Origin of the sequence: Polynucleobacter sp. SHI8 (genome assembly GCF_027944005.1) — a bacterium.
Lineage (GTDB): Bacteria > Pseudomonadota > Gammaproteobacteria > Burkholderiales > Burkholderiaceae > Polynucleobacter.
The window spans coordinates 2,425,424-2,444,808 of sequence record NZ_AP027204.1 but is presented as its reverse complement, the minus strand read 5'-3'; the positions used below and the strand labels follow the sequence as shown (position 1 = coordinate 2,444,808).

Here is a 19,385-nt window from a genome sequence, read left to right as displayed (position 1 = left end):
CAGAGACGACCATCATTTTCCAGCACCACGTGGTGCACGTTTTGGAAAAGATGGGTGGGCTGAAGCCCCCATCGCAGAGGCGAGCCAGCTGGCAAAGAGCCGAATGCGACATGATTTAAGAGACCCGAGGGGCGCCTAAATAAATATTGATATGCGATTTTATGAAATCAAAACCATCAAACCAATTAAGCCCCTTTCGCCTGCGCAGGCAAGAGTAGCTTCTCTCAAGCGAAATGTGGATTCCGCTAAACAACGATTAAAGCTGGAAAAGGATCGCCAGCATCATCAACAGGCTATCAAGCCGATCAGTAGTAAGCCCTAAAAATTTACCGCGCAATTTTCAAGGCCAGTGGAGATCTCGGCCCCTGGCGATTAAATCTAACCCCACCTCGTATTCGTAATAATTCTTATTTTGAAAATCAGGCGATTTGGCATGAATTCAGGCGTTTTCTAGCAATCTTTTGGGTTTAATTGATTTTTGTATTCACGGCAATGAGGGGTATAGCTTTGATACATTCAGATTAATATAGAATTTATTATGAATTCCTAAATCGGAGACCAGCGTGTTCAAAACCATTCAAATTCTCTTCGTCAGCTTAACAGCCGCAATACTTTTGACTGCTTGTGGACCGAGTCAACAGGATGCTGAAAAGTTAGGCTTCGCCAATGTTCCTGAGATGAAAGAAATACAAGCTAAAGGATTCCAGACGAAAGAAGCTTATGAAGTAAATATTTCTGGATTTAGTAGTGCACAGGAAATGAAGCTGTATCAAGATCAGGGCTATAAAACAAAACAAGAATATGATGAGGCGCAAAACAAGTTAGAGGCAGAGGCAAAAAATGCGGGATGGGAATCTTATGAAGAAAAACGACAGGCCAATTTAAAAAATATTGATAACCCTAGGGAGTATCGTGCCTCATCAATTGATTTTGCTTTGAACTGTAAATTTGCTGGAGAAAAATATATTGTTATTTCAGTAAATGATCGAGCTTCTTTAATTACCGATGGCGGTAAAAATCCATCCGAAACTAAAGCAATCGAACTAAAAAAAATTAAGGAAGATGGTGAGTATTATGATTTTGAGCCTATTACAAGCTACACGTTCAATGGTCGCTCGGTTTATAAGCTAAGCATAAACAGACATAATTTAGACATTATGTTTTTTGACTACCCAGATGGAAAGCCATATTACGCGCTCAGTACTTTTATTGCACTTGTATCATGCTCGGCCTCAAAAGATAAAGTTGCGACCTTAGAGCGGGCCAAAGAGCTTTTGGGCGCGAAGGTTGATAATATTAAAAATCAAGAAGATGAGGCAAGAAGAAAAGATGATGAACTTAGAAAAAAAGCAAAGATTTAGCCCTTTTAAATGAGAATGAAATTCTTTTATTCAGTCTCCATACTGTGGGCACTATTTTCAAATTCAGCGATTGCTGACGAGGGGCTTACGGTTGGTCGATACTTAGAGTTGAAAAATAAGAGTGAAGTATCTAGAGAATACGTCACCACTTATGTTGGCGGAATAGGGCAAGGTGTATTTTTTGCATCCGTTTTTGGTACTCAAACATTGGGGAACAAACCTCTTTTGTGTCCGCCTAATAATTTACGCTTGACTGGTGAGATAACTAACTCAGTTTTTGAAAAGTTTCTAAAGAATTCATCAGCAAATCTCGATAAGTTTCCTGTTGGAATTGTCGTAGCAGATGCTCTTAGAAAAGAGTATCCATGTAAGTAAAGCTGTCCTTTTAAAGGACACTTCATGCGTGGGGTACCCCGATTAACGCAAGGAGTCGTCATCCTCGTGCCAGTCGAATCCCCGTCACGCCACTAAACCCTCTCGCTATCCTTGCGTGGGTCAAAATAACTTAACCAATTCAGTCTCTTAGATCACCCCATAAAAGTTTTGTGCACAAAGTTAGACTCGGGTGGGGTTAACCTTGTAGGGCAGAAAGCGAAAGTACGGTCTATCGGAGAGTTGAAAATCCTTGTGTCGGTGGTTCGATTCCGCCCCGGGCCACCAAGAATTCTTGTTCCGTACCGGACACATGGTTTACATCCGGTACCGACCACATAGTTTACACCCTTACCAATCACATCCCCCCATCATGAACTGTCCTTTAAAAGGACAAAGCAATTAATCATCCTTGTGTCAGTCGATGTCGTTTTAAACGACAAAACTGTAAAATAGGCTCTTAATATTCGAGTCTAAATGCCCACTTAATAAAGCCAATGAAGACCATAGAAATCAAAAGTGCATGGAATGGCAATAGTAATTGTGAGGCATGCTCTATTAAGAGTTCTGCATTATTTGCTGAACTTAATGAAGAAGACTTTGCAAAGATTCATAGTCCGATAGATGATTTGAGCTTTGAAGCTTACTCCAGCATTTATGCCCAAGGAGATACTGCACAAGATCTATATACCCTTCGAGAGGGTTATATCAAGTTACTGCATGTCAACCCAGATGGCTCTAGCAGAATTATTAGAATAGTAATGCCAGGAAATCTATTTGGCATGGAGGCTTTATTGGGCGAGCGTTATGAGCATTCTGCAGTTGCCCTTACAAATGTTCATTTATGCAAAATCCCTAAATCAATTATTTCTTCTTTAGGCGAGGAGTCTCCAAGACTTCATCGTCAAATTGTTAAGAAATGGGGCGAAGCATTATCCCAATCAGAATCATGGTTCTCGGAGATTAATACCGGAAGAATAGAGGTGCGTCTTGCCCGCTTCCTTTTAAAGTTAGCTAAACAATCGGGATCCTTTGCCATTGCGCCGCTGTTTAAGCGCGAAGACATGGGCTTGATGATGGATGTCAAATTTGAGACGATTAGCAGGGCTTTGGCATCCATGGCTGATCAAGGCTTAATTAGCAACATTACCCGTCTTTCTGTACAAATTCCCAATATCGACACATTGCGTAACTTCTCTGAAAAGGGAATTTAGTCTTTTTATCGCATTTAATGATCTAGATCAAAAGCCTCCCCCCAGATAGGCATAGACTCAATCAGTATCAACAAATCTTATCTATGTGGGGGTTATATGAAATGTAATGTTGGCCGTATCGATCGCGTACTACGCATCTCTGTTGGACTGATCTTAGTTGGTTTAGCCGCAAGCAATGTGGTTGGCGTATGGGGCTGGATTGGCATTGTTCCTTTGGCAACCGGCTTATTTAAGTTCTGCCCACTGTATCCAATCTTGGGAATCAATTCTTGTGGCGCTGGCTGTGGCACTGGCAGTTGTTCTAAGTAATCTTTTGCCAACAGCTAACAAGCAAATCACTGATAAGGATTTACGATGATTAATCCAGAACAAACTAGAGCATCTAGCTCTAAAGGGTGGAGTCCCTATTTGGCAGGAGCCTTAGTTGGAGTACTGGCTATCGTTTCTGTCTATCTGACTACCGTTTATATGGGCAAGTCCACCTACTTAGGAGCATCAACTACTTTTGTTCGCGCAGCAGGTCTAGCAGTTCAAGTGGTAGACCCTAGTTATGTTGCACAAAATGTTTATTACGCAAAAGAAAAAGTTGTCATTGATTGGCAATTTCTCATGGTGATTGGCATCTTCTTTGGCGCATTGCTCTCCTCAAAAATGGATGGCAGTTTTAAGTTAGAAAGCCTGCCACCATTATGGGAAAAACGTTTTGGATCTTCAGTACCAAAACGGTCTGTATATGCTTTTGTGGGCGGTATCGTAGCAATGATTGGCGCTCGCTTAGCAGATGGTTGTCCTAGTGGACATGGACTGAGCGGCATGATGCAGTTATCAGTAAGTTCTTTTGTCGCATTAGCCATGTTCTTTGGTTTTGGCGTCATCGTCGCAAACTTCATGTACAGAAAGGCAAGCTAATCATGTCTATAGATCATCTATTAGGATTAGCAACTGGCGTTATCTTTGGTTTCTTATTACAAAAAGGGCGTGTCTTGCGTTATGACAAGCAAGTTGCCGCATTGCTATTAAAAGACATGACCATATTTAAGTTCATGCTCTCAGCCATTGTTGTGGGTATGTTTGGTGTTTTAGCTTTGCATGAGATGGGGCTTATTACATTGAGCCTTAAAGCAATGAATGTTGGTGGCATTTTGGTAGGTGGCGCATTGTTTGGGGTAGGTTGGGCAGTCTTGGGATATTGTCCCGGTACCTCAGTGGGCGCAGTAGGTGAAGGTCGCTGGACTGCAATCTTTGGAGTTATTGGTATGGTTGTAGGCGCAGGAATTTATGCCCAAATGTATCCATTCTTTAAATCAACGGTGCTTGCTTGGGCCGACTTAGGAAAGATTGGATTACCTGCGACTATTGGTGTTAATCAATGGGTTATTGCTGTGATATTTGCTCTCATTACTTTGGGACTGTTTCGCTGGTTTGAGAAAAAAGGACTTTGAAGGTATGCGAGAGCTCTGAAGTTGGCTCTCGCCATCCCTTAACCTAAGCGTCGATTAAATAGACTCTTACTGAAACGTCCTTTAAAAGGACATCTTATATATGTGTATATACGCATATATGGCTATTTAAAGTAATGGCTAAACCTATTGTTGGATGAAATATATACGTTTGTACGTATATATGTATATAAAGAAGTCGTAAGCGACGCTCATCACAATAGTTGAACCCCAAAGCCCTTCATTACCAAGGCAAACAAGCCAAAGCAGATAACAGTTGCCACTACGCAAGCTCCCATAGTTATCCAGAACCCCAGCCTTGGCAGTAAGTAAGAGAAAAGCAAGAGCATCGGCAATGTTGGAATCACATACCAGAAGGTGTAATAGGCGTGATTAGCAATTTTCTCTTCGGGCTGGTTTTCTACATACAGCCACACAAGAGTTAAAAGAGTCATTATGGGCAATGCCGCAATAAAGCCACCCAGTCTATCGCTACGCTTGGCAACCTCTGAGATGAATACAACCATTCCTGCGGTTAGGAGATATTTGGTAATGATCCAAGTCATTTGAGCCTTATGAAGAAGCGGTTATTGGATAGTCTAAAGCAGGATCAAGCATCCTAGGCCCTGGTCGATTCCGCCCCGGGCCACCAAGATTCAAAGGTCCGTACCGGACACATGGTTTACATCCGGTACCGATTACATGGTTACATATATCCAGTACTTTCATTCCACGGCATAGAGTGGTCCCTCCTATGCCAAAAACTGTAAAGTATGTGTCCGGTATAAAACGTAAACTATGTCTCGGGTAGTACACAATAGCCCACTTGTTGGGCTATTTTTATTTCGAGTGCTCAATGGTGCTTAGACCTTGTGCATAGCGTGTTTAGTCAAATCCAATAGATTTAATCCGTCATTCAGGATTCCACTACTCTGTTTCTCGGCTGGGTGTCTGGTTCATCAAATGTCCTTTTAAAGGACATGTCAATTAAACATCCCTGTGTCAGTCAATGTCGTTTAAAACGACAAAACAATCCCATTGGGGAGTATTATGAACAATTATAAATTTTGGTGGAATCCTTTGTATTTTTCAGTAAAAGGAAAATTTATCGTTTCACTACTATTTTCCTTAAGTTGGATGGGATTTTCTTTTTGGTATTCCCATCCCTGGTATTCAGACCTGAGCAATGAAATAGGAACATTCCTCGCTTATTTCGTCATTACATTTGTAGCTATTGTTCCAGGCTATATGAATGCTTTTGTGGCCATGGCTCTTCTACTAGATCGCCGCCCAAAAGTGATACTTGATCAGCATTACCCTCCGGTCACTATATTAATCGCCGCCTATAACGAGGGGGCATCAATAGCTTCAACTCTGTCAGGAATTTTTCTACAGGATTACCCAGCAGATATTCGCATCATTGTGATTAATGATGGCTCTAGTGATAAGACTGTCGATTCTGTTAAAGCATTACAGTTTGCTCATCCCAATTTAGAGCTCATTGACTTAGGGCGTAACGGTGGCAAAGCGTCCGCTCTCAATCATGGTTTGGCAAAATGTACGACGGATATTATTATTTCAATCGATGCTGATAGCTATATATTGAAAGATGGCGTCCGTCACTTAGTTGGTCGATACCTCTCCGATCCAATCAATACCAAAGCAGTTGCTGGAGAAATTCTCATTCGCAACTCAAGAGAAAACTGGGTTACCAAGGCGCAGGAGTGGGATTACTTTTTAGGTATTGCGACTATCAAGCGAATTCAGTCTTTATTTCAAGGTACTTTAGTTGCCCAAGGCGCATTCTCTTTGTATGACCGTAAAACAGTTTTGGAATTGGGCGGTTGGCCAGAGATGGTCGGTGAAGATATCGTACTGACTTGGAGAATTTTGTCAGCAGGCTATAGAGTGGGACATGCTGAGGATGCTTTGGCTTTTACGGATTGCCCCAATACTTTAAGTAAATTCATACACCAAAGAAGGCGTTGGTCACGGGGATTGATAGAAGCTTTTAAGGACAACCCCACGATTCTTGTTAAGCCAAGATATTCAACACTATACATTTGGTGGAATGCATTGTTTCCACTAATGGATATTGCTTTTACTTTTGGATTTATCCCTGGACTAATCCTGGCTTGTTTTGGCATCTATTGGATAGCAAGCCCCATGACGCTATCACTATTGCCGATGGCTTTTTTACTCAATTGGCAAATGTATTTAAAGGGCAAGGCGATGTTTAATGCTAAGCATTTAACGGTCCGGGCAAATATGTTGGGCTTCTTATCCTATGTTTTTGCCTATGGCTTAGTGCTTCAGCCCGCTTGTGTTTATGGATATTTTTCTGAGCTGTTTAATCTTCGTAAATCTTGGGGAACGAAATGAAAAGAATAGTTCAGATTTTTCTAATGATCTCCATACTGTTTACTTCTCATGCGAATGCCGAAGAAGAGACAGAGCAAACAAAGCAGGCTATTTCAGTGCCGAATGTGTATTTCAGCTCCGATAGCGAAGGGTTTTCTACATACAAATACAAGGCAGGCTACCTACCTTTGTACGAGCATGGTGAAAAATATACAGGCATTACCTATCAGCACAATTACTTTACGCAAGGCGGCTGGAGCTCAACAGGTGAGCAATATACACTAATGACAAAGGCAATTAATCCGCGAACAGCTCTAGGCTATAACCTCAATATTGGTTACAACACTGAGAATGGGCATCAATTAGTTACCACTGATAGTAACTATGGATTTCGCGTAACAGACTCTACAAAAGCTGAAGTGATTGTTAATCGAGATAGAGTGGAGACGCAAAACTCCTTAAACAATGGAATCTATTACACGCTTGGAGGAGTGGTTCTTGAGCAACAGGTTCTTGAGCGTTTAACTGCGATATTGATGGGTGCCAATATGTATTTTTCTGACACTAATACAAGGCCAATAGTGAGGGCAAAGCTCATTTACGACCTAGTGCCAGACTACGGGCTAACGGCGCAACTGCGTTATCGCCAATTTAGGGATACCAATACCAATGTTGCTAATAACTATTTCAACCCATCAACCTATAACGAAACGATGATTGCGTTTGGGGCAAGAAAAAGAATGGCGGGGTGGATGCTCAGTGGCACAGCAGGTGTTGGGCGGCAAACAGTCAATCAAGATCCAAGTACCACTACACAACTTTATGAGTTCGCGGCAACCAGTCCGGTAGCATCAAATGACTATTACTTTACGACTCGTGCTGGTTATGGCAAGTCTGCTGGGTTTTTAGGGCCCAATTACTTTTATCGCTATGTGATGGAAGAATTAATCATTCCTTTTTAATATCATGCCCTCTTAAGGGGGGGGGTAGAGGCGCTCCAAAAGGCAATACGATTTCGCCCTTCATTTTTAGCTTGATACATTGCTAAGTCAGCCTTATTCATGAGTTCATTGAGCACTATTCCACGCGCAATTCTAGGGTTTTCATTTGGCTCAAAAATCGTCACCCCAATACTAATGGTGATTTTTACTGGTATTGGGGCGCTCGTATCATTTATTGCGTTAGCAATATGTTTACGCAAACGCTCGGCAATTTGAGCGGCTCCCTCGGCTTCTGTTTCTGGCAAAAGAATTAGAAATTCTTCTCCACCAATTCGTCCAACTGAATCGATAGAGCGAAGGGCTTCTTGGGAGTGTCTTACAAAATTAATTAAGACTTCATCGCCAACATGATGACCAAGCTGATCGTTTACATTTTTAAAATGGTCAATGTCCATTTCTAAAAGCGCAAAGGAATGTTTATTTCTGCGTGATCGATCAATTTCTTCAGAGGCTCGATAAAGAATTTCAGTGCGACTTAAGCTGTTGGTGAGGGGGTCAAATTGAGCAAGAGTTTCAAGTGTCAGTTGTTTATCGTCAGACTTGAGGAGTAATTTTCTAAGACCAAGCACTCCAAGTAATAAAAAACCAGAAATTAGTAGAGATAAGAGGGCGTCTATTAAATCATAATGATCGGTTTCGAATATATGAAGAATGGGATTCATTCTTCGCCCAATCATCATTGCCAAGCCTATAGCGAGTAAAAGCCAAGGAAAACGATATACTTTTGCTGAATATCGAAATAACGAAAGACTAATTAATGATGCGAGAACCTGGCAAAGTAAAGACAAGCTGTAAAGGCTAATTGCTATGTACAAAATATTCCTCGCATCTAAAAGATAGATTGATTCAATTAAGCTCTTAAATAGACTAAAAGTCTATAACCATCAGAATTAATGGGTATACACTGAAATCAAGAGGATGGTGGATTTATTGATTTCACCAAATATATTGATGACAAACGATTTAAACAAAGAACAGTTAGCCAAACAATCAGAGCTACGCTATAGGCGATTATTTGAGACCGCTCAAGATGGTATCTTGATACTTGATTTTCAAACGGGAGTCATTCAAGACGCTAATCCATTCATTACTAACCTACTGGGCTTTACAAGAGATGAGCTCATCGGTAAAGAGTTGTGGGAAATTGGCGCGATGGTAGATAAAGCCGCGGCTTTAACAGCCTTTACCGTGCTCAAAGACAAGGGCTACATACGCTATGAAGATCTCCCATTAAAACGAAAAGATGAAGAGATTATTAATGTAAAGTTTATCAGCAATGCCTATGGCGTCAATGGCGACCGCGTTATTCAATGTAATATTCGCGACATCTCAGATAGAAAAAAGCTAGAAAAGGAGTTGCTCGAGTATCAGCACTCAGTCAACATTTCTATGAACGAAATGGTTGACACTTTAGCCAATGTCATTGTTGCTCGCGATCCATATACGGGCGGACATCAAAAGCGCGTGGCAAATTTGGCTGTGGCAATTGCCACGGAAATGAATTTGCCCATACATACCATTGAAGGTATTCGTATGGCCGCCTTAGTTCACGATATTGGCAAAATTACTATTCCCGCAGAAATTCTCACAAAGCCCATCGCCCTAAGCAACTTTGAGGTCGCCATGCTTAGGAATCATGTTCAAGCTGGCTATGACATGCTCAAACATATTCACTTTCCTTGGAATATTGCTCAAGCAGTTCTTCAGCATCATGAGCGTTTGGATGGCAGTGGCTACCCCAACGCAATTAAAGGCGATATTGTCTGTGAGGAGGCTCGTATTCTGGGTGTGGCAGACACAGTAGAGGCAATGTCATCTGATCGCCCTTACAGAAAAGGTAAAGGTATAGATGCCGCATTAGAAGAAATCGCTATGGGTAGTGACAAGCTATTTGATACTGATGTCGTTAACGCTTGCTTAAAAGTATTTAAAGTTGATGGGTATACATTCCCACCGCTAATTTAAGGACGCCAGTTGAAATGTCGTTTTAAACGACATTCATAGACACTATGGTGATTGACTGGTAGGGTATGGCGACACAATCTGTACACACGGAAAAATAGCCCCTCGCAAGATTCTGATTTCATTGCCAAATTTGACCGGCACAAGGACGCACAATTTTTAGACAAGTCGGGGCTGGTGACTCAAGCCCTTGAAATCAAAGCGAAAGCGGTCTATCGGAGGATATTTGAAAATCCTTGTGTCGGTGGTTCGATTCCGCCCCGGGCCACCAAGATTTTAAGTTGTTGATCTGATTGAAGTTTATAAGCTTCAAAATATCAGGTGCTCCAAACAGGTGTTCCACCTCACATTGAGGTGATACCAATGAAATTAGCTTCACACCTACGCCGTTCTCGACACGGCGTTTTTTATTTCCGAATCGTTTTTCCAAAAATTCTCGCTACCATTCTAGGTAAGCCAGAACTTAATCGCTCCCTGCTTACCCGTTGCCCCAAAACCGCAAAGCTTACGGGCTACCAACTTTCTGGCACAATGCTACCATTGATTACCAGATTGGCGCGACTTATGACGATTGATCCAGATAGCCTTGACCCGGAAAGCATTAAAAAACTGATAGTGGAAGGACTCACTATCGGGAAAGATGGCAGTATTTCTGCTGCTCGTATTCAGACGAGCGATAATCCTCAGGTCGCCCAAGAAGAACTAAAAAACTTCGCCCTCTTCTTGCATGCCAGTCGTGGTGAACAACCAGCTCCGCTACCAACTGAAGCACTCAAAATAGAAGCTAAGAAATTAAAAGCCGAAATTACTCAATTTGCGCCCTCCCTTCCAACAAAGCCAAGCACATTGAAAGATGCCTTTGATTCCTATTTGCTTTCCAAAAAAGGCATTGCTGCCGCTACGAAAAAATCCTACACAGAAAGCCTGGAATTATTTGGAATTCTAATGGGTGGCAATCATCGCATGGTACATGAACTCACTCGGCGGGAATGCATGGACTTCAATGAGGCACTTTCGCATATTCCACTGCATGCCAAAAAACGAAATATTAAAATCGGCACGGCATCTGAAATTTTGCTCAATCCACCAACCATGCTCGATGCGAATGGCAACGATACTGCTCCTGACACTATTTCAGCTAGAACATGCAACGACCACTTAACCAATGTATCTGGATTTTTTTCATGGGCGATTAAAGCTGGACGTTGTTTTGAACCAAATCCATTTGAAGATTCAGTCCGCCACTCTGATGGCGAAATTGATGGCGGTGCAGAAGCGTTTCAGCAAGAAGAACTGATTAAGATTTTTGATAGTGCGAACTTTATGAAGGCAAAACGACCACATCAGTTTTGGGGTCCTTTACTGCTCTTATTTACGGGTGCTCGTGCAAACGAAATTGCTTGCCTTGATCTAGATGACATCATTATTGAAAATGGTATTCGCAGTATTTCAATTAAACATCGCCCCAGAAAGAAGCCTGACTCAATTGCGCACAAGATAGAAACTAAGCGACTCAAAAATGCACAGTCAAAAAGAACCATACCGCTGCATCCAATATTATGGGAAATTGGTCTTGATGATTATCTCGCTGACTTGCGATTATTGGGTGCTACGCGGCTTTTCCCAAATCTGCCCATGGATTCCAGAGAAAAACGAGAACGCAATTTATCTAGGGACGTGAATAACTATCTCCAAAAAATCGGCGTACATATTCCACGCACTAAGGTTCTGCATAGTTTCCGTGACACGGTGGCTGACGCATTAGGCACAAGTGATCTTGATGCTGTTCGTGCTGACCAGTGGACAGGTCATGCACCAGTCGGCATTAAAGCGAAACACTACCGCAGTAAAGCGACTGCGGATGTCCAAGCAAGGGATGCATTCACGGCTTTAGATTTTCCATTCATTCATTTTGATACTTTGAGATATCGAAAAGGCTGGTGGAATGAATGGCTAGTAAAAAATATGGTTCCTTAAAATGATCTATCCATCGGCAAAAGAACACTAATACCTTTACATTACAGCTTACCGCCAAAGCGGTAAGCACACTTAAATTTACTATGACGCCACTAGAATTTTTACTCAAGCTCAAGCAATTATCGCCAGATACCCAGCTCAGTATGGCGCACCTAGGTGCAACTTTCGAGATGCTGTCCCCAGTAGTGATACGGAAATCTTCTCCAAAGTCATCGACTTCACTATCGGCACGACTAACGAACGAAACAGCATTGGCAGATTGGTTAGGGGAACCAGTGGCAACGATTGAACAGTGGCGAATTCAAGGCTCTCACCCTGCTTCCATAAAATATCATCTGGGTACTTTATACGAATGGATTATTTCCCATATCGTGCCTATGTTTTCTGCATCCGTCACTGCGAATCAAAATTCTGATGTTCAATTTGGTGACATTGCCGAAATATGGAAAATGCAAATTCCTGTCATGAAGGTAGACGATCAATTGGTTGGATTTTTCAAGTCTGTAAAGGAGGAATGTGAGCCTTCACAGTATTCATTGGTCGAAATTCCTACCTTGTCATTTCACCCATCCGACATGACAAAAGAGACTATTTCAACAATCAATGAGTCACTCATTGCACATGGCAATTTCAGCATTGCAATTGCTGACTCTATTATTAAAGCAAGAGAAATTTATGAGAAGTGGAAAGACGTTGCCATACCAGAAGTGCTGTTGCAATTTTTCAGGTCGGCACTTTTGCATAGTGAAGAATTAGCCAAAGATATCGCAGATGAACTAGAGCATGAACTAATTCGCAAGGGCTTCAATATCACACAATGGTTTTGGCAGCAGTTAGTAGAAAATGACTTCTGCTCATTGAAAGAAAATGCGTTGATTTATGCCTTTGAGCTGACCGAAGAATACGGTGTCAATTTAAATCAACTATGCCATATCTACGACGATCAAAGACAGGAATTATTTCACGGCAATAGTTCTCATCTGTTAGCAGATACCAAAGGCGAAATTTACCAGATCCGTCCTTATGAGCAATGCACAGTCAGCTATGGGTGTCTACTCACTTGCGTACTTGATTTGGGCATCAGTGTTGACAAGCCAAATAATCATCAAATGACTGCACGACAAATTGCAAATGCCGTTGAAGAAAAACACGGGCATGGTCAAAGCATATTCAAAAATCTCATTGAAAAATATGAACTTCAAAAAAAATTGAAAACTACTTTAGCACCGAAGAATTCCAAAACGAAAAAACAGCCTTTGTAGAGTCTGGTAGATCGCTACTTTTTTCACTTTTTTGAATTTCCATGCGTTTTTGTGTCGGTTGATATATGTCAGAAAAAATTTTCGCTGCAAGGCTCGTCTGCCCCTGCATCAAGTAATGTCTTACCGCGAACGCGTGAACCAGAAAGCAAACATGTTCATAAATTCCATGTTTTTCTAAAACCTGCACATAAGGACCAGTCAATAAGCAATGTAACAAATATTCAGTCGCTTCCTCCCCTTCCCGCACTAACATGCTCAATCGCCAAATAGCGATCACTGCTGCCAAAAATCGCAATTCAGGCATCACCTGAAATTCATTCATATAGACTTGAACTGGATTATTCATTTCAAACGAATAGGCTCGTTTAACGCGAATATCCGCCCAAGTATCAGTTGCACAGAAAATGGCTGCAATGCGATCAATCCGTCCATAATGCCCTTCTTCCCGATCTGTTGGCAATCGGGGAATGACATCTTCAATGATCGTCCAAAATTCGTCATAGCGATCCTGAAAAAGCATCCAAAGCGATACGAACTCCCCTTGATCTTCAGGACCGAATTCAAAGACGAAGCGTGATTTCTTTACAGGCGCATAGGCATGAATAGCATTTCTAATCATTCCAGAGGGAAGATGGATACCTGATAAGTATCGTCCAAACCGAACTTCCAAATCTTGGATGGTTGGAATGGCTTTTAGTAACGCCTTATCACTCTCAACCTCAGTTCTACGCTTGAGATCATTTACCCAAGCAGCGGCTCGCATCGAATTAAAAACGGTCAACTTACTATCTTTAGTGCTTTTTTTATCACTTTTTTTATCTGCCATTCCTTGGTCTCACACATTAAAAATGTCAAGGGGTGGCTGGAAAATGCAAAAATCCAGCCAATTATTAAAAATTTCCGTAAATGTTTTAATCACACTATCGAATCAGCGCTGACGAGATAAAAATTAAACCTAACTTACGGAGAATTTATGAACACAATCAAAACCACAGTAATTCAACCTGCCATGAAAATCCATGAAGCAGCATATTTATTCCCAGAAATGACCACGGATGCTTTTTTGAAATTAAAAGAAGATATCCGCATCAATGGTCAGCAAGTGCCAATTATCGTACAAAACGGCTACTTGTTAGATGGTCGCGCTCGCTATCGTGCATGCCGAGAGTTAGGGATCACGCCAATTTTATGTGAGCTACCTGAAACAAATGAACCAATTGAGCGGCTTCTTAACAGTCTTAACTTTCACCGTCGCCATCTTGAAGAAGGACAACGAGCAATGATTGCAGCTCGTATGGCAAATTCATACATCGGTGGCAATCAATACACACCAGGTACAGTATCTCAAAAACAGGCTGCATTGGATTTGAAGGTATCCGTTGATTCATTGCAACGGGCTAAATCGGTATTGAATCTTGGCTCAGCCGAATTAATTAAAGCTGTTGATGATGGTCAATTGAATGTCAGTAATGCTGCCGTCATTGCGACATTGCCTGAACACGCTCAAAACAAAGTGCTTGAACTTTCAGAGAAGGAAATTTTGGAAAAAGCAAAAGCACTTCGCAAAGCAAAAACTGAAGCTCGTCGTTCTCAGATTTTGGAAGAAATCGAAGCAAAGCGGGCTAACAATAAACCACTTGATCCACGTGCAGGACCATATAACGTGATTTTGGCTGATCCACCATGGGATTACATGGGTGAGGTCGCAGTTGGATATCCAACGATGACTTTGGAAGATATTTGTGCGATGCCTGTCAATGACATTGCAGCCGAAGATGCCGTTTTGTTTTTGTGGTGCTCTGCATCCCTAATTCGTGAAGCATTGGCAGTGATTGATGCATGGGGATTTACCTATAAGACCCAATCCATTTGGGACAAAATGTCCGCTGGGCAAGGCTGTTATGTGCGAGTGCAGCATGAAATTTTATTAATTGCGACTCGCGGTAAATTGCCAGAAGTACCTCCAACCGCACGACCAGGATCAGTATTTACATTCCGTCGTCGTGAGCACAGTCGTAAACCTGATTATTGCTACGAGATGATTGAGAGTATGTACCCTGAATTATCAAACAAAATTGAATTATTTTGTCGCGGAATTCCACGAAAAAACTGGAATGGCTTCGGCAATGAATGCATCACTGACGATCAAATTTTAAGCCCAGTAATGCAAATGATTAATGCTGAAAATGACGATGTCTATTTTTCAGAAAAACAAGCAGCATAAACAATTATTCAAAATAACTTAGGAGAAAAAAAATGAACTCAGCAGAATTTATTGAAGCACAAATTATTCCAAGTATTACCACGAAATTTTTAGCCAAAATTGCAGACAATGCATTTTCAAATGCCTATGATTCGTTTGATGATACGATGAACTTTTCAGATTTGATGGAATTGTTTACCAACAATATTAACCAATTTATTTCAGAGCAATTGCTAATCTCAGCATTTGGTTTCAGTGAGGAAGAAATGGAAGAATTTTTCGGCTCCTCCGGTGGAGTACCTTATGCCATCGACGACTTAATTGATGAAATCAATTGCGAGTGATTTTTCAAAAAGAGTGGCATCTGATTAAATGAAATGTGGTTCAAAAATAAAATGGTCAATCGTTGGGTTGGCCATTTTCCATTTTATTTCTCTTGTTTATTATCTTTCTATTCCGTCTTATTCATGTACCGCATTACATTTCTTGGTAGCCCACGGGCTATTTCTCTATATTTGCTGATTGCGGATCTTTCCTATGGTTCGATGCGCTCTGGCGGGTCAAGCTATCTGGGCTAATTACCTGATGGTAGGGCGTAACGGTCAACAAAAATTTTTTATTAATACAGTTGTGGAAAGTACTTGCGAACAGTCTTGATATTCATTCCTGTATGTTCTACCAACCTTGAAATACTGATCTTAGAGTTCCCCATCATCTGCAATTCATTTTTTGCTTTTTGTAAGGTTTCTAGCGTTTTTTTTACACGAATAGCATTGGTGTATTCAGCTCCCAAACTCATGCGTTGTGTGGCTGTTTCATCGGTAAATTTGAGCACTTTGGGCGTATGGTTGCCTAACTGATGACGGTATCGCCAAACCCCACGGGAAACCGATTTTGCAGTGCTTTTAATTTCAGACATCGGCAACGGCTTATCAAATAAACTGTTGATTTCCATTGCTTCAGCAAATACCTCCATATCCCAGCGATCACCATCGGCAAAGTTATGCACCGCAATATATGCCCATAAACGCAAGGTATGGAACAACTCATCATTACGACCTTTGATCATTAAATTATCAGGTAGTTTGCGAACTGTTCCCCTTTTAGGAAGGTCAATATATTCTAAAAAATCGGATAGGTCATAGCTAGTCGGAAATGTTTGCACACGCCAGCGGTCGTTTAATGGATTCTTGGTAATCGTATGATTGTAGGCGGTATCGGCTCGAAGGCGATTTTCCATTTCTTTTTGAATAGCTTCAAAATAATCCTGAGGACCTGTACGGCTATTGTTATGGTATGCAACGGGCGTTTTTAAGTGGTACAGATAATGGCAATGAGCATTCGTCGGATTAATTGTAATAATGGTTGGTGTCGGCAAATTCAAATCATCAAAACGATATGCTGAACCAGGAATATCCAAGTCGAAGCTAAGGTAATGCTTATACATTTGATTCAGTCCGCAATAGGAAAACTGATCGACCTTTTCGCGCTTACGAAATTTGATACCTTCCGAAAAATCATTGGTGGTCATGACTGCTTCATTTAGGTGAGAATAAAAATCTTCTAGTTGTTGGCTCATCCGTTCTTTTTGTTGTTGTTACTACCAACAAACAAAATTCGGAGGGACAAGTCAAGTCTATTTTCTACATAATCAGAAATATATTTCTGATCAATTTACCGCGATTTTTAAGCCGATTTTTTGTACGATTTTCGACTCATTTTTTAGGTGGTAAATATATTGCCTACCGCTGGTGCAGTAGGCTTTTTTTATACGCCTGATGCGTTTGTGCATGTCCAGGTTGTGCCGTTAAAATCAAACTCGTATAAGTCACCACCTATTTCACAATCCCGCGCATATTTTTCATAATCAATATAAGCACGCACTGATTCGGGTACATCGTTTAGGTAAAATTCGTCAAAGAGAATTTCAGCTACGTCTTTCAAATTACCTTCGGACAAATTCACTTCTTCCAACTTATCCAAAGCAGTTTCCAAGTTATAGCTTGAAACACTGCACAAGTAATACAAAGCTGTTTTTTCATGCTCGGCTAAATCGGCAATAGTTTCAAACCATAGGTTTAAATTGGCCTGGTTAATCCTACAAGCCGAAAATAACTCGCAGTCCTCACCATCTATGAATTGAATTTCAAACTCTTCTATAGGATTGCCGAAGGTGTCCAGCATATTTTCTGATTTCTCGGTGTATGCATCCAAAGTATCAAAGTAAAAACCAACTGCGTCCAAGCTATAAGGCTGTGCGAAAAATGTGCTCATGATGTTCTCTGCTTTCGTATCGTTTTTAGGCTGGTTGAGCCTGAAGTTGATTTTGACTTGCTCTGTTTTTGCAGACTTCACAACTCGTTTATCTGCATCATTTTTGAGTCGTTTCGCCTAAGCTACGAATGGCATGGCTGCACAAGAAGCAATGCAAGCAATTTGTCAAAATCGCAGTCGCAACGAAGATAGAACCGATTGCAGAAAATCCCGAAGGGGAATGCTTGTATTGATTCGCAGACATGCAAATCTTGGCGTTTTTAGCGAGATGGGGAAAAGGTGGTGCAGATAAATTGACGGGCAATTGCAGAGCCGTACTAAATAATTATCTGGAAAGATTGAAGGCAATCGACACTTCAAAATACAATTGTGCGTTACAATGTAACGCACAATGTTTGTTATGCTAACTTTAAGTTATACCAAAAATGACTCAGATTGAAAATAAAACCGAAACATTAAATTTACGAGTTTCTAGACAAGTCAAATTTGCACTTCGAGTCATTGCAAAAAATGAACGACGAAGTATGGCGAATATGATTGAAATTCTAATATCTGAATATTATTCAAAAAAATCTTATTCAGACAAGTCTGACGACGTCATTGATTTTGAAACCCATTCCAATTCTAATAAATAGCAACAAATTTGAGTCTCGAAAAGAAAGGTAATCACTTGAAAAAAGCACTACTCGGAAATCAATTATCACTAATTGATGATAATTCAGGTGAAAAGATCATTGCCCCAATTCATACAACACACCGTGGTGGGAAAGGGGAACCATTTCACGATTGGTATCCTTATCTGGAGGGATTTTCATCAGAATTTGTGAAACACATTCTTTCTGAATTTATGCCAAATGCAAAGCGAATAATTGAACCATTCGCTGGAACGGGAACTGCACCAGTCGTTCTTTCTGGCATGAATATTGAATGCGGATATTGTGAGGTAAATCCAGCAATGCGCCTCATTATTTCAGCCAAAATGAAATTTGGAAATTTGAAAAAATATGACAAAGAAAAATTAGCAAATGACTTGAATGAGCTAAGTCAGAATTTATCAACACAGATTAAATCTTCAAAGAAAAATAGTGTTTTAGAAAAAAGTTACAAGGATAATTTTGGTGAGAGTGTTTTTTTTGACGAAAATACTTTTAGTGATTTGTTGAAATTAAGAACGTTGAATGACAACTTATTGGAAACATCGCCAATATTAGGTGAATGTTTAACGGTATCCGTAATGTCAAAGATAATCTCCTGCTCTCTTTTAAAGCGCGCAGGAGATGTCAGATACAAGACGGAAAAAGAATTAGCAAAAGGTGTTCCAAATTTACTCGATGAAGTTGCAAAGCACCTTCTCGTAATCTCAAATGATTGTTTCAATTCTCCAGATTTAATTGGCAAAAGTAGCTTACTTTCACCGAATGCAAAAAGTCTAATTACCGGTAAGAATTTCCATGCCGATGGTGTCATTACCAGTCCACCTTATTTGAACGGAACCAACTATTTTAGAAATACAAAATTGGAACTTTGGTATGCTAAGTTTTTGGTTGGAGAAAGCACGCTAAGGTCTTTTAGAGATCAAGCAATTACATCTGGAATAAATGATGTTGGAAAAAGCCAAGGTCGTATAAATATAAATGAATCGGTAAAAAATTTAGTCGGAGAGTTGCAAGAAAATGCATACGATTCAAGGATTCCTCGAATGGTAGCTGGTTATTTTGAGGATATGACACAAGTTATTTTGGGATTAGCAAAAAACTGCAATATTGGCAGTGCGATATGCATCGATATTGGCGATAGCCGCTATGGCGGCGTTCATGTACCTACACATGACATTCTCGCAAATATCGGAATTGATCTTGGTCTAGCTCACCTTGAAACAGTACATTTACGAACGAGACTTTCAAAAGACAAGTCCAAGTTATCTCAATCGCTAATAATTTTAAAGAAAGTAAAATAGTA

General features: G+C 40.7%; 20 protein-coding genes. 15 read left to right on the top strand and 5 right to left on the bottom strand.

From position 1 onward, the window contains the following. Positions 1-151: 151 nt before the first annotated feature. The 7 genes from QMN06_RS12280 (at position 152) to QMN06_RS12250 (ending at position 4,389) form a co-directional block, all read left to right on the top strand. A complete protein-coding gene (locus QMN06_RS12280; RefSeq protein ID WP_281970413.1) occupies positions 152-322 on the top strand; it encodes a hypothetical protein in 171 nt (56 codons plus the stop codon). Positions 323-563: 241 nt separating this feature from the next. Then, the gene (locus QMN06_RS12275; protein ID WP_281970412.1) at positions 564-1,361 is read left to right on the top strand and encodes a hypothetical protein; all 798 of its coding nucleotides are present in this window, start codon (positions 564-566) and stop codon (positions 1,359-1,361) included. A 15-nt stretch (positions 1,362-1,376) separates the two neighbouring features. Continuing rightward, complete coding sequence (locus tag QMN06_RS12270; RefSeq protein WP_281970411.1) at positions 1,377-1,736, top strand: Rap1a/Tai family immunity protein; 360 nt, start codon at positions 1,377-1,379, stop codon at positions 1,734-1,736. Positions 1,737-2,230: 494 nt separating this feature from the next. Continuing rightward, entirely contained in the window at positions 2,231-2,947 is a 717-nt protein-coding gene (locus QMN06_RS12265) for a Crp/Fnr family transcriptional regulator (protein ID WP_281970410.1), read from the top strand. A gap of 96 nt (positions 2,948-3,043) precedes the next feature. Then, a complete protein-coding gene (locus QMN06_RS12260; protein ID WP_281970409.1) occupies positions 3,044-3,256 on the top strand; it encodes a DUF2892 domain-containing protein in 213 nt (70 codons plus the stop codon). Between the two features lie 45 nt (positions 3,257-3,301). Further along, positions 3,302-3,856 (top strand): YeeE/YedE thiosulfate transporter family protein, encoded by a 555-nt coding sequence (locus QMN06_RS12255; RefSeq protein ID WP_281970408.1) that lies wholly within the window; start codon positions 3,302-3,304, stop codon positions 3,854-3,856. 2 nt (positions 3,857-3,858) lie between these two features. Further along, positions 3,859-4,389: a YeeE/YedE thiosulfate transporter family protein gene (locus QMN06_RS12250; RefSeq protein ID WP_281970407.1), complete on the top strand. Its 531-nt coding sequence runs from the start codon at positions 3,859-3,861 to the stop codon at positions 4,387-4,389. 212 nt (positions 4,390-4,601) lie between these two features. Here QMN06_RS12250 and QMN06_RS12245 read toward each other — a convergent pair whose 3' ends face one another. Further along, the gene (locus tag QMN06_RS12245; RefSeq protein WP_281970406.1) at positions 4,602-4,952 is read right to left on the bottom strand and encodes a DUF3147 family protein; all 351 of its coding nucleotides are present in this window, start codon (positions 4,950-4,952) and stop codon (positions 4,602-4,604) included. A gap of 484 nt (positions 4,953-5,436) precedes the next feature. Here QMN06_RS12245 and QMN06_RS12240 point away from each other — a divergent pair, with 484 nt between their 5' ends. Then, entirely contained in the window at positions 5,437-6,768 is a 1,332-nt protein-coding gene (locus QMN06_RS12240; protein WP_281970405.1) for a glycosyltransferase, read from the top strand. After that, positions 6,765-7,709, top strand: a complete 945-nt coding sequence (locus tag QMN06_RS12235; RefSeq protein WP_281970404.1) for a hypothetical protein — start codon at positions 6,765-6,767, stop codon at positions 7,707-7,709. The genes QMN06_RS12240 and QMN06_RS12235 overlap by 4 nt, the downstream gene beginning before the upstream one ends. A 2-nt stretch (positions 7,710-7,711) precedes the next feature. On the opposite strand, the gene QMN06_RS12230 is transcribed toward QMN06_RS12235, so the two are convergent. After that, positions 7,712-8,410 (bottom strand): GGDEF domain-containing protein, encoded by a 699-nt coding sequence (locus QMN06_RS12230; RefSeq protein ID WP_281970403.1) that lies wholly within the window; start codon positions 8,408-8,410, stop codon positions 7,712-7,714. Between the two features lie 289 nt (positions 8,411-8,699). Here QMN06_RS12230 and QMN06_RS12225 point away from each other — a divergent pair, with 289 nt between their 5' ends. From QMN06_RS12225 to QMN06_RS12215, 3 genes are all read left to right on the top strand, one after another. Beyond that, the gene (locus QMN06_RS12225; protein WP_281970402.1) at positions 8,700-9,713 is read left to right on the top strand and encodes an HD domain-containing phosphohydrolase; all 1,014 of its coding nucleotides are present in this window, start codon (positions 8,700-8,702) and stop codon (positions 9,711-9,713) included. Positions 9,714-10,073: 360 nt separating this feature from the next. Next, positions 10,074-11,687, top strand: a complete 1,614-nt coding sequence (locus tag QMN06_RS12220) for a site-specific integrase (protein WP_281970401.1) — start codon at positions 10,074-10,076, stop codon at positions 11,685-11,687. Positions 11,688-11,770: 83 nt separating this feature from the next. Further along, positions 11,771-12,949: a hypothetical protein gene (locus tag QMN06_RS12215; protein ID WP_281970400.1), complete on the top strand. Its 1,179-nt coding sequence runs from the start codon at positions 11,771-11,773 to the stop codon at positions 12,947-12,949. Here QMN06_RS12215 and QMN06_RS12210 read toward each other — a convergent pair. Further along, the gene (locus tag QMN06_RS12210) at positions 12,903-13,775 is read right to left on the bottom strand and encodes a hypothetical protein (RefSeq protein WP_281970399.1); all 873 of its coding nucleotides are present in this window, start codon (positions 13,773-13,775) and stop codon (positions 12,903-12,905) included. The genes QMN06_RS12215 and QMN06_RS12210 overlap by 47 nt on opposite strands. A gap of 147 nt (positions 13,776-13,922) precedes the next feature. On the opposite strand from QMN06_RS12210, the gene QMN06_RS12205 reads away from it, so the two are divergent. Together QMN06_RS12205 and QMN06_RS12200 are read left to right on the top strand one after the other, a co-directional pair. Further along, the gene (locus QMN06_RS12205) at positions 13,923-15,173 is read left to right on the top strand and encodes an MT-A70 family methyltransferase (protein ID WP_281970398.1); all 1,251 of its coding nucleotides are present in this window, start codon (positions 13,923-13,925) and stop codon (positions 15,171-15,173) included. 32 nt (positions 15,174-15,205) lie between these two features. Further along, entirely contained in the window at positions 15,206-15,496 is a 291-nt protein-coding gene (locus tag QMN06_RS12200) for a hypothetical protein (RefSeq protein ID WP_281970397.1), read from the top strand. Between the two features lie 275 nt (positions 15,497-15,771). On the opposite strand, the gene QMN06_RS12195 is transcribed toward QMN06_RS12200, so the two are convergent. Both QMN06_RS12195 and QMN06_RS12190 read right to left on the bottom strand, forming a co-directional pair. Next, on the bottom strand, positions 15,772-16,731 hold the full coding sequence (locus QMN06_RS12195) for a replication initiation protein (protein ID WP_281970396.1): 960 nt from the start codon (positions 16,729-16,731) through the stop codon (positions 15,772-15,774). Between the two features lie 188 nt (positions 16,732-16,919). Further along, on the bottom strand, positions 16,920-17,507 hold the full coding sequence (locus tag QMN06_RS12190; protein WP_281970395.1) for an antirestriction protein ArdA: 588 nt from the start codon (positions 17,505-17,507) through the stop codon (positions 16,920-16,922). 589 nt (positions 17,508-18,096) lie between these two features. Between QMN06_RS12190 and QMN06_RS12185 the strand changes: the two genes are divergently transcribed. Continuing rightward, complete coding sequence (locus tag QMN06_RS12185; RefSeq protein WP_281970394.1) at positions 18,097-19,383, top strand: hypothetical protein; 1,287 nt, start codon at positions 18,097-18,099, stop codon at positions 19,381-19,383. Positions 19,384-19,385: the final 2 nt, after the last annotated feature.

Coding starts and splice junctions, on each gene's coding strand:
- QMN06_RS12280 (WP_281970413.1), top strand. CDS start 152: ATGCGATTTTATGAAATCAAAACCATCAAACCAATTAAGCCCCTTTCG.
- QMN06_RS12270 (WP_281970411.1), top strand. CDS start 1,377: ATGAAATTCTTTTATTCAGTCTCCATACTGTGGGCACTATTTTCAAAT.
- QMN06_RS12265 (WP_281970410.1), top strand. CDS start 2,231: ATGAAGACCATAGAAATCAAAAGTGCATGGAATGGCAATAGTAATTGT.
- QMN06_RS12260 (WP_281970409.1), top strand. CDS start 3,044: ATGAAATGTAATGTTGGCCGTATCGATCGCGTACTACGCATCTCTGTT.
- QMN06_RS12255 (WP_281970408.1), top strand. CDS start 3,302: ATGATTAATCCAGAACAAACTAGAGCATCTAGCTCTAAAGGGTGGAGT.
- QMN06_RS12250 (WP_281970407.1), top strand. CDS start 3,859: ATGTCTATAGATCATCTATTAGGATTAGCAACTGGCGTTATCTTTGGT.
- QMN06_RS12245 (WP_281970406.1), bottom strand. CDS start 4,952: ATGACTTGGATCATTACCAAATATCTCCTAACCGCAGGAATGGTTGTA.
- QMN06_RS12240 (WP_281970405.1), top strand. CDS start 5,437: ATGAACAATTATAAATTTTGGTGGAATCCTTTGTATTTTTCAGTAAAA.
- QMN06_RS12235 (WP_281970404.1), top strand. CDS start 6,765: ATGAAAAGAATAGTTCAGATTTTTCTAATGATCTCCATACTGTTTACT.
- QMN06_RS12230 (WP_281970403.1), bottom strand. CDS start 8,410: ATGAATCCCATTCTTCATATATTCGAAACCGATCATTATGATTTAATA.
- QMN06_RS12225 (WP_281970402.1), top strand. CDS start 8,700: ATGACAAACGATTTAAACAAAGAACAGTTAGCCAAACAATCAGAGCTA.
- QMN06_RS12220 (WP_281970401.1), top strand. CDS start 10,074: ATGAAATTAGCTTCACACCTACGCCGTTCTCGACACGGCGTTTTTTAT.
- QMN06_RS12215 (WP_281970400.1), top strand. CDS start 11,771: ATGACGCCACTAGAATTTTTACTCAAGCTCAAGCAATTATCGCCAGAT.
- QMN06_RS12210 (WP_281970399.1), bottom strand. CDS start 13,775: ATGGCAGATAAAAAAAGTGATAAAAAAAGCACTAAAGATAGTAAGTTG.
- QMN06_RS12205 (WP_281970398.1), top strand. CDS start 13,923: ATGAACACAATCAAAACCACAGTAATTCAACCTGCCATGAAAATCCAT.
- QMN06_RS12200 (WP_281970397.1), top strand. CDS start 15,206: ATGAACTCAGCAGAATTTATTGAAGCACAAATTATTCCAAGTATTACC.
- QMN06_RS12195 (WP_281970396.1), bottom strand. CDS start 16,731: ATGAGCCAACAACTAGAAGATTTTTATTCTCACCTAAATGAAGCAGTC.